The following is an 8,907-nucleotide window of genomic DNA, read 5'->3' as shown; positions in this document are numbered from 1 at the left end:
CTAGAGCCTCGCATCTTGATCGACTGTAGGACTCTGACGCGAAGATTCCCGAACCGGTCGCTGGTAGCTGGGCGCGCGGAGCTTCGTCGAGGGCGGGCCGGTGGCGGTCCGCGGGGGTCGGGTCGCGGCCGCGGGCCGGGAGACGATCGGCCGTGTGATCGGGGACTGGATGGTGCCGGTCAGCCGGGTCGCCGGCGCGGCCGGGGTGTCCTGGCACACGGCCCACCAGGGGTTCGTCGAGATCGCGGAGGCGGCCGGGATTGTTGTCACCGGCCCCGGTGACGGCGACACCGTCGGCCCCGACTCCAACGACGCCAACGACGCGGCCGACGCGGCCGTGGGGCCGGTGGCGTCCCCCCGGTCGCGGTCGGGTCGGTCGGTGTCCGGCCCGATGCCGCTGGTCGGGGTGCTCGGTCTCGATGACCACCGCCGTGGCCGGCCCCGCTACCACCGTGACCCGGACACCGGGGGCTGGGTCGACGACGCCGACCGCTGGGCGAGCGTGTTCGTCGACTCCGGCGGCGGCCACGGCCTGCTCGGTCAGGTCGAGAGCCGCACCGCCACCGCCACCGCTGACTGGATCCGAGCCCAGCCGACCGGCTGGCGGGACAACGTGTGGGCGGTGACGATCGACATGTCGCCGGTTTACAAGGCCGCCGCCCGTGCCGCGCTGCCACACGCCCTCCTCGCGGTCGACCCGTTCCACCTGGTCCACCTGGCGAACAAGACGATCGGCGACGTCCGCCGCCGGGTCACACACGCCCGGTATGGCCGCCGTGGCCGGGCCGACGACCCCGAATACAAGATCCGTAACCTGCTCGTCCGGGCCGAGGAGTCCCTGTCCCCGGCCGTGGCCGGCTGCTGTGCACGCTGGCCGATCTCGATGACGCCGGCCGTCAGTTCACCGCCGCCTGGCGCGCCAAGGAACACCTACGCGACGTCTTGCGTCTGTCTCCCCGCCACACCGGCCGCCCGGCCAGCCGCGGCGCCATAGCCGACGCCCTGACCAGGGTGTTCGTCCACTGCGCCACCGTCGGCGCCACCGTCGGTGAGGTCGTCACCCTCGCCGAGACGATCTCCACCTGGCGCGTCGAGATCACAGACGCCGTCCAACACGGCCTGTCGAACGCCAGCGCCGAAGGCGTCAACCGGCTGATCAAACTTGTCTACCACGCCGCGTTCGGCCTGCGCAACGTCACCAACCAGCAACGCCGGGCCCGCTACGCCGCCTCCCGATCCACCCGACCAGCCTGGCCACACAGCGTCATCACCACCCAGGCGAGTCCCGTGATCGCCTGATTACAGTTTCCGGCCAACCGCGAAGAGCCTGATATCGCTGGGGAGTTTCGAGACCAAACGCGAGGCTGACCGGGCGCTCGCGGCGGCCGAGACGGACCAGGCGCGCGGCACGTGGACCGACCCGTCAACGGGGAAACAGCGCTTCGGCGAGTTCGCCGAGCACTGGATGCGGACACGCACGCTGCGTCCGATGACCCGCACCGCTCTATGAGCGGCAGCTCCGGCTACGCATCCTGCCGACGTTCAAAAATCTCGCCGTAGCCGAGATCACGCCAAAGATCGTCCGCGAATGGTATTCGGGGCTGATGGCGGAAGCCACGAAGAACGGACGCGGCGTGGTGACGGTGGAAACCACCTACCGGCTTCTCCGCGCGATTCTGACGACAGCAGTTGAGGACGGGCTGATCCCCAAGAACCCGTGCCGGATCAAAGGCGCCGGCACCGTCCGTGACGCTCCTCGCCCAGAGATCACGGTCCAGCAGCTCTGGAGGCTCGTTGACACCGTACCCGAGCGGTACGCGGCGCTCGTTCTCCTGGCCTCGGCAACGGCGCTGCGCTCGGGGGAACTCTCCGCGCTGCGCCGGCGGAACGTCGACCTGCACCGGCGGACGATCCGCATCGACCCGGACGAGGGGCAGTATGTCGAACCCGGCGGTGGAGAGAAGCCGTTCTTCGGACCGCCCAAGTCCGACGCGGGCGCACGCACGATCGCGATCCCGGATGCCATCCTCGGCCGTCTTGCCGTCCACATGGCGCAGCACGCCCAACCCGGCCCGGACGGGCTCCTGTTCACGACCAAGGACGGAAACCCCGTCAGTCGACACAACCGCTCGTGGTGGCGGCGGGCATGCCGAATCGTCGGTGTCGACGAAGAAGCCCACCTGCACGACTGCCGGCACGCCGGGCTGACGCTCGCCGCACAGTCCGGCGCCACCCTGCGCGAACTGATGGCGCTCGGCGGACACTCGACCCCGCGCGCCGCGCTGATCTACCAACGCGCCACCCGAGAGCGAGCGTCCGAAGTCGCACGGGGCATGTCGGCTCGTCTGGCGAAGGGCGACCCCCGACCGCCGCCCGCCGCCCGCCGCTGGACGTGACCCCGCGCCAGTCCTGATGACACATCCGCCACTACTGGCACGTGAATGGCACAAGGGCGCGAAAGACAACCTCAGCCATAGAAACGTGGGGGTTCCAGGGCTCGGCCCCCTGGGCTGGCATAAGCGAAACGAGCAGGTCCGGCCCCTGCCGGACGCGGCCCGCCCCGAGTGGAGCGGGCGACGGGAATCGAACCCGCGTTGCAAGCTTGGGAAGCTCGTGTTCTGCCTCTGAACTACGCCCGCGTAGTACCAGAAGCATCCTACAGGCCCGCGCAGGCAAGGGATGGCGAGGCCCCGCCAGTCGGTCGGTCAGGCAGTCGGTCAGGCAGTCGGCCGGCACCACGGGATCGCGGCGGACCGCCGGGCTCGATCAGCGCCCCGGTCCGGATCACGGCAACCGGATCATGACAAAAAGGGCGGGACCGATGCGATTGCCGACCACGCCGGCTGCTCGTGTTCACCGGTATCGGCCCGACACGCGTCGACACAAGACGGACGACACACAGCACATCCGTCTGGACTACCCGACTCTCATCAGCAAAGAGATCTTTTACTACCCTCCGGGATCGATGCGCTACTCCAAGCGCACGTCCGGGAGGAACACGTGCAGTTTCGCAAGACCATCATCTCGCTGGCAGCCGGCGCCCTGCTCCTTGTCGGCACCACATCCGCTTCTGCCGCACCCGCGTCCACGACCGACGACAGCCAAACCAGAATTGGTTCGGCGACCGGACACACACCGCCGAACCAATGTTCGGCGGCCGACTTCCGCGGCGACTCGCGTCTCGGACCCAAGCAACTGCCGATCTTCGGTGAGGTGGGCCGGGAGCTGTCCCATTACGAGCGGACCGGTGACCAGCCGATCCAGCAGTTCCTGGACACCTGGTGGGACCCGTCCGCCCAATCAGGCCAGGGAGGCTGGCAGTATCCGCCGAAGGACGGATATCTGATCAATGCGGACGGCACCCCCAGGAGAGCGGTGACACCACTGAACCCGGGGCTGGAGTTCGACCGGTTCGGCAACCCGACCGGCAACTTCGCCTCCCCGCAGGACACGAAATACGCTGCCCGGGCCATCCCACCGTCCAACCTGGACTCCACGACGGACCCGGGTAGCTGCAACTACCACGCCTACCGCGTGCTGCAGACGTTCTCCGTCTACAGCGGAACCATCCGCCCGTGGTTCGACCAACCCGGCTACGGACAGCAGTACCAGGTGGTCAGCGCCCTCATCCCAGGAGCTCCGGTCTTCGATCCGGATACCGACGCGCTGCCCATACAGTGGCTGCTCGACAACAAATTCGTCTGTTCGACAACGGATCTCGCCAACCACTGCCCGTGACAAGATGACGGGACGGTCCGGCTGACAGCCGCACCAAGCTCGGCGAACGGTAGCGTCCTGGGACGTGTTGTTGTCTGACCGGGACATCCGAGCCGAGATCGCCGCGGGACGCGTCCGCCTGGAACCGTACGATCCGGTTCTTGTCCAACCCAGCAGCATCGACCTACGGCTCGACCGGTGGTTCCGGGTGTTCCAGAACCACCGGTACAGCCACATCGACCCCGCTATCGAGCAGGAGGACCTCACCGAACTCATCGCGCCGGACACCGACGAGCCGTTCGTCCTGCATCCCGGAGAGTTCGTCCTCGGCTCGACCCTCGAGATCGTCACCCTGCCGGACGATCTCGCCGGCCGGTTGGAGGGCAAGTCCAGCCTCGGACGCCTCGGCCTGCTCACGCACTCGACCGCGGGCTTCATCGACCCGGGTTTCTCCGGCCACGTCACCCTTGAGCTGTCGAACGTGGCCACCCTGCCCATCAAGATCTGGCCAGGCATGAAGATCGGCCAGCTGTGCCTGTTCCGGCTCTCCTCACCCGCGACGCACCCCTACGGCTCTGCCGTCTACGGCTCGCGCTACCAGGGCCAGCGCGGTCCCACGCCCTCTCGCGCCTACCGAGACTTCACCCGCGCCGCCGTTTCTCCGGACGACCGCGACTCCGCGCAGTGACGCCCGTACAGCGGCACCCGCATGAGCATGGGCGGGCCAGATCAGGTCGGGTGGGGTCGGGTCGGGGCAGATCGGACCAGGTCGGGTCGCGCGGATATGCGCCAGGCCCCACGGGCACGTGCGGGCGAGCCGGTCACCTCACTGGTTTATGCGGAAGCGCACCGGTTGTCGTCCGTGCGGCTGGCTGGGCGGCGGCCAGGATGGCGGCGGCGGCACGGCGCAGCACACCGGCTGCTCCACGGACACCCGCACCTGTTCACCATGGTGGACGATGACGGTCGGATCGCCGCGCAGCAGCACATAGGACGCGGTGGAGTCGGTGACCTCGACCCGCAGCCGCCGTCCCTGCCGGGACAGCACGAACGCGAGCCGGCTGATCCCCTCCGGCACGCGCGGCGTGAACGACAACGTCCCCCCGATGTCACGTAGCCCACCGAACCCCTCGACCAGCGCGATCCAGCTTCCCGCGAGCGAGGCGATGTGCAGACCGTCCACGGCCCGGTTCTGCAGGTCGCGCAGGTCCGTCAGCGCAGCCTCACGCAGGTAGTCGTGGGCGAGCCCGAGATGGCCGACCTCGGCCGCCATCACCGCCTGGCAGCACGCCGACAACGACGAGTCGCGGACGGTCATGGCCTCGTAGTAGGCGAAGTTGCGGGCCTTCTGCTCCTCGGTGAACGCCTCCCCCCGGCGCTGCATCGCCAGCACCAGATCGGCCTGTTTGACGACCTGCTTGCGGTACAGGTCGAAGTACGGGAAGTGCAGCAACATGGGGTACTGGTCGGGACGCGTGTGCTCGAAGTCCCACACCTGGTGACGGGTGAACCCCTCGGACTGCGGATGCACGCCCAGCTTCTCGTCGAACGGGATGTACATGTCCTCGGCCGCGTCACGCCAGGAGGCGGTCTCCTCCGCGTCCACGCCGAGTTCACGCGCCTTGTCCGGATGCCGCCGGACCGCGTTCGCCGCCTCGACCAGGTTCTGCTGCGCCATCAGGTTCGTGTAGACGTTGTTGTCCGCGACCGCGCTGTACTCGTCCGGTCCGGTCACGCCGTCGATGTTGAAGTCGCCGTCGAGGTCGTGGTGGCCGAGGGAACGCCACAACCGGGCGGTGTCGACGAGCAGTTCCAGGCCGACATCGCGTTCGAAGTCGTCGTCCCCGGTCACGCGGACGTACCGGACGACCGCGTCCGCGATGTCGGCGTTGATGTGGAACGCCGCCGTGCCGGCCGGCCAGTACCCCGAGCACTCCTCGCCGTGAATCGTCCGCCAGGGGAACGCCGCACCGGAGAAGCCGAGTGTGCGGGCCCGTTCACGGGCCATGGGCAGGGTGGTCTGACGCCACCGCAGGGCGTCCGCCGCCGCGTGCGGAGCAGTGTAGGTGAGCACCGGCAGGACATAGCCCTCGGTGTCCCAGAAGGCGTGACCGTCGTAGCCGGGACCGGTCAGCCCCTTGGCCGGGATCGACCGGCGCTCGGCCCGCGCACCCGCCTGCAGGACGTGGAACAGGGCGAACCGGACAGCCTGCTGCACCTCGGCGTCACCGTCGACCTCGACGTCGGCCCGCGCCCAGAAGTCGTCGAGGTACGCCTGCTGCTCGGCGAGCAGGCCCTCCCAGCCGGTCTGCCGGGCGGCGGTCAGCGCGGCGGCGGCCTGGTCCCGCAGCGCCGGCAGGGATCGCTGTTCCGACCAGCCGTAGGCGATGAACTTGACCATCCGCAACGTGCTGCCGGCGTCCAGCACAGCCGTTACGGTGATCCGGCAGGAGTCCTCGTCGCTTTCGGCGGTGACCCCCAGCCCGGGCAGCGGGTCAATCACATGATCCATCGCCGTGGCGACCCTGATGCCGCTGTGCCGCGTCCTGTGCACCAGCTCCGCGTAGGCGCCGTGACTGCCGTTCCACTCCCCCTGCAGCGGCGCCTCCAGGACGGCAGCCGCCCGCGGGTCCACGCTCTGCGGCGGCATCTGCTCGTTGGCGACCAGCTCGGACTGGACCACCAGCCGCGCCGGGGCGTCGAGCGGCTCGACCTCGTAGCAGATCGCCGCCATGGCCCGCTGGACGAAGGACACCAGGCGTACCGCCGACACCCGGATCGCCTGACCGGCCGGCGACACCCACTCGGCCGTGCGCCTGAGCACGCCCGCGCGGAAGTCCAGCACCCGTTCGTGTGACCGCAGATCCCCGTAGCGGACGTCGAAGGGTTCATCGTCCACCAGCAGGCGGATGAGCTTGCCGTTGGTGACGTTGATGACCGTCTGGCCGGACTCCGGGTAACCGTATCCGGCTTCGGCGTACGGCAGCGGCCGCAGCTCGTGAACGGAGTTGAGATAGGTCCCGGGCAGGGCGTGCGGCTCGCCCTCGTCCAGGTTCGCCCGAAGACCGACATGCCCGTTGGACAGCGCGAACAGCGACTCCGAGCGGGCCAGCAGCTGCGGGTCGAGACCGCACTCACGCAAATACCACGGCTCGACCGGGAACGACACGTTACCGATCACGAAAGGCTTCCGTTGCCTACCGCCGCACAACCGGCCCGGTCACCGCCGGCACCGTCACCATCGTGCCCGCCCGGGTCGAGCAGGACGGCCAGATCAGGGACGGTGATGTCCGCTCCGTGTGCGACCAGGGCATCAGCGTGCCCGACCCGGTCGACACCGACCACGAAGCCGAAACCGCCGGCACGGCCCGCCTCGACCCCGGCGAGCGCGTCCTCGAACACCGCCGACCGCGAGGGCGGGGTACGCAGCGCCCTCGCCGCGGCAAGGTAGGTGTCCGGCGCCGGCTTGCCCGCCAGGTGCTCGCGCGCCGCGACCACACCGTCGATCCGGACGGGCAGCAGACAGCCGATGCCGGCGTCGGCGAGGACCTGCGCGCAGTTCGCGCTCGACGACACGACCGCCCGCCCGATCCCCGCGGCCGCCAGCGCACGCAGGTACCGTACGGACCCCGGGTATGCGGCGATTCCACCCTCGCGGAGCCTGGCCACCACGATCTCGTTCTTACGGTTTCCCAGACCGTGTACGGTCTGGGCCGACGGCGGATCCCCCGGACTGCCCTCGGGCAGTTCGACATGCCGGGATGCGAGGAACGACCGGATGCCGTCCGCCCGCGGCTTGCCGTCCACGTAGGTGGGATAGTCATCGTGGACACTGAACGGGACGAACGAGTCACCCCTGCGCCGTGCCCGCTGTTCGAGGAAGGCGTCGAACATCTCCTTCCAAGCCGCGGCGTGGACGGCGGCCGTCGGGGTCAGCACACCGTCCAGGTCGAACAGGCATGCCTTGATCTGTTCGGGTAGTCCGAGCATCCATCCTCTCCTCCCGAGGGTGCCTGCGACGTCCTACTACCCGCACCGCCCCTGCCTGACCACGCAACGGTCGGGATAACGTCCCACGCACGGCCAGAACCCGGCTGAGCCGGGGAAAGGAGCCAGCGTCCGTGCCAACAGTCAGCCGCGGAAGCCGTCCCATGAAGACCAACGAAGCCGAGGTCGACGGGCACGGCGACGGCATCGACGCGATCTCTGCGGTGTCGGCGGTGTCGGCGCCTGCGGCGCGGGTATCCCCGCGTCCGTCGCGGCTGACGCGTCCCTCGCGGACGGGTCTGTCTGCGTTGCCGGCGTGGGACCGCCCGTGGGTGCCGCCCGCGGCTGCCGCTCTGGTGTTCGTCGCGGGACTCATCGACATCCTCTCCGCGGTGACGCCTGGATGGCGCAGCCGTCTCGACATGATCCGGCAGATCCTGCCCGGAGCGGTCTCGCAGCAGGCTGCGGCGTTCACGGTCGTGGTCGGGCTCTTCCTGTTGCTCCTGGCAGGAGGTCTGCGCCGGCGCAAGCGCCGCGCCTGGCACGGTGTGGTGGCGCTGCTCGCGGCGAGCATCGTCCTGCACGTGGTCAAGGGCCTTGACTACGAGGAGGCGGTCGCCTCTGCCGTACTCGTCGTCGGCCTGCTGCTGGCTCGAGGGGAGTTCCAGGCCAAGGGGGATCCGACCACCCGGTGGCGGGCGCTGTGGGTCGGGATGATCCTCGCCACCGCTTCGGTCACGGTCGGTTTGCTCCTGCTGCAGGTAGGCGGCGGGCGCCTGCTCGGGGCCCATCCGTTGTCCGCCCAGTTCATGCACGTCGTGGAGGGGCTGATCGGCGTCCACGGACCGCTGCGGTTCTCCTCCGAGCGGGTCTCAGACCTCGTAACCCGGACGCTGCTCACAATGGGCCTGCTCACGACCATCGCTGTCGTCTACCTCGCGCTGCGGCCTCCACAACCGCAACCGAAGCTGTCCGACGATGACATCGCCGGCATGCGTGCGCTGTTGGCATGCCACGGTGACGCCGACTCGCTGGGCTACTTCGCTCTTCGCTCCGACAAGACCGTCGTCTGGTCGGCGACGGGAAAGGCCTGCGTCCCATACCGCGTGGTGTCCGGGGTGATGCTGGCCAGCGGCGATCCGCTCGGTGACAACGAGGCATGGCCGGGCGCGATCCGTGAGTTCCTCCGGATCGCCGCCGAAC

The 8,907-nt window shown here is 69.2% G+C and carries 7 protein-coding genes, 1 tRNA gene and 2 pseudogenes; 7 read left to right on the top strand and 3 right to left on the bottom strand.

Annotation, left to right across the window (positions count from 1 at the left end; all coding sequences use genetic code 11):
- Positions 1–169: 169 nt before the first annotated feature.
- The 4 genes and pseudogenes from CV1CTNOD_RS27610 to CV1CTNOD_RS03100 all read left to right on the top strand — a co-directional run.
- Positions 170–787: pseudogene (locus tag CV1CTNOD_RS27610) on the top strand (transposase); the annotation flags it as partial.
- A gap of 71 nt (positions 788–858) precedes the next feature.
- Entirely contained in the window at positions 859–1,299 is a 441-nt protein-coding gene (locus tag CV1CTNOD_RS27240) for a transposase (RefSeq protein ID WP_131784651.1), read from the top strand.
- Positions 1,300–1,517: 218 nt separating this feature from the next.
- A pseudogene (locus tag CV1CTNOD_RS28080) lies at positions 1,518–1,595 on the top strand (hypothetical protein); the annotation flags it as partial.
- A gap of 9 nt (positions 1,596–1,604) precedes the next feature.
- Positions 1,605–2,396 carry a tyrosine-type recombinase/integrase gene (locus CV1CTNOD_RS03100; RefSeq protein ID WP_131784650.1) on the top strand — a complete coding sequence of 264 codons (792 nt, stop codon included), beginning with the start codon at positions 1,605–1,607 and terminating at the stop codon, positions 2,394–2,396.
- Positions 2,397–2,565: 169 nt separating this feature from the next.
- Here CV1CTNOD_RS03100 and CV1CTNOD_RS03095 read toward each other — a convergent pair.
- A tRNA-Gly gene (locus tag CV1CTNOD_RS03095) sits at positions 2,566–2,639 on the bottom strand.
- A gap of 361 nt (positions 2,640–3,000) precedes the next feature.
- On the opposite strand from CV1CTNOD_RS03095, the gene CV1CTNOD_RS03090 reads away from it, so the two are divergent.
- On the top strand, positions 3,001–3,738 hold the full coding sequence (locus tag CV1CTNOD_RS03090) for a TNT domain-containing protein (RefSeq protein ID WP_131784649.1): 738 nt from the start codon (positions 3,001–3,003) through the stop codon (positions 3,736–3,738).
- 64 nt (positions 3,739–3,802) lie between these two features.
- Positions 3,803–4,405 carry a dCTP deaminase gene (gene dcd, locus CV1CTNOD_RS03085; RefSeq protein WP_131765168.1) on the top strand — a complete coding sequence of 201 codons (603 nt, stop codon included), beginning with the start codon at positions 3,803–3,805 and terminating at the stop codon, positions 4,403–4,405.
- 138 nt (positions 4,406–4,543) lie between these two features.
- On the opposite strand, the gene CV1CTNOD_RS03080 is transcribed toward dcd, so the two are convergent.
- On the bottom strand, positions 4,544–6,898 hold the full coding sequence (locus CV1CTNOD_RS03080; protein WP_131784648.1) for a glycoside hydrolase family 65 protein: 2,355 nt from the start codon (positions 6,896–6,898) through the stop codon (positions 4,544–4,546).
- The gene (locus CV1CTNOD_RS03075; protein ID WP_131784647.1) at positions 6,895–7,707 is read right to left on the bottom strand and encodes a beta-phosphoglucomutase family hydrolase; all 813 of its coding nucleotides are present in this window, start codon (positions 7,705–7,707) and stop codon (positions 6,895–6,897) included. The genes CV1CTNOD_RS03080 and CV1CTNOD_RS03075 overlap by 4 nt, the downstream gene beginning before the upstream one ends.
- A gap of 329 nt (positions 7,708–8,036) precedes the next feature.
- Here CV1CTNOD_RS03075 and CV1CTNOD_RS03070 point away from each other — a divergent pair.
- The coding region (locus CV1CTNOD_RS03070) for a phosphatidylglycerol lysyltransferase domain-containing protein (protein WP_131784657.1) at positions 8,037–8,907 on the top strand (871 nt) is incomplete at its 3' end.

This window comes from Protofrankia symbiont of Coriaria ruscifolia, from assembly GCF_900634745.1.
Classification (GTDB): domain Bacteria; phylum Actinomycetota; class Actinomycetes; order Frankiales; family Frankiaceae; genus Protofrankia; species Protofrankia californiensis.
The sequence above is the reverse complement of the archived record's forward strand: the minus strand, read 5'-3'. Positions and strand labels throughout refer to the sequence as shown.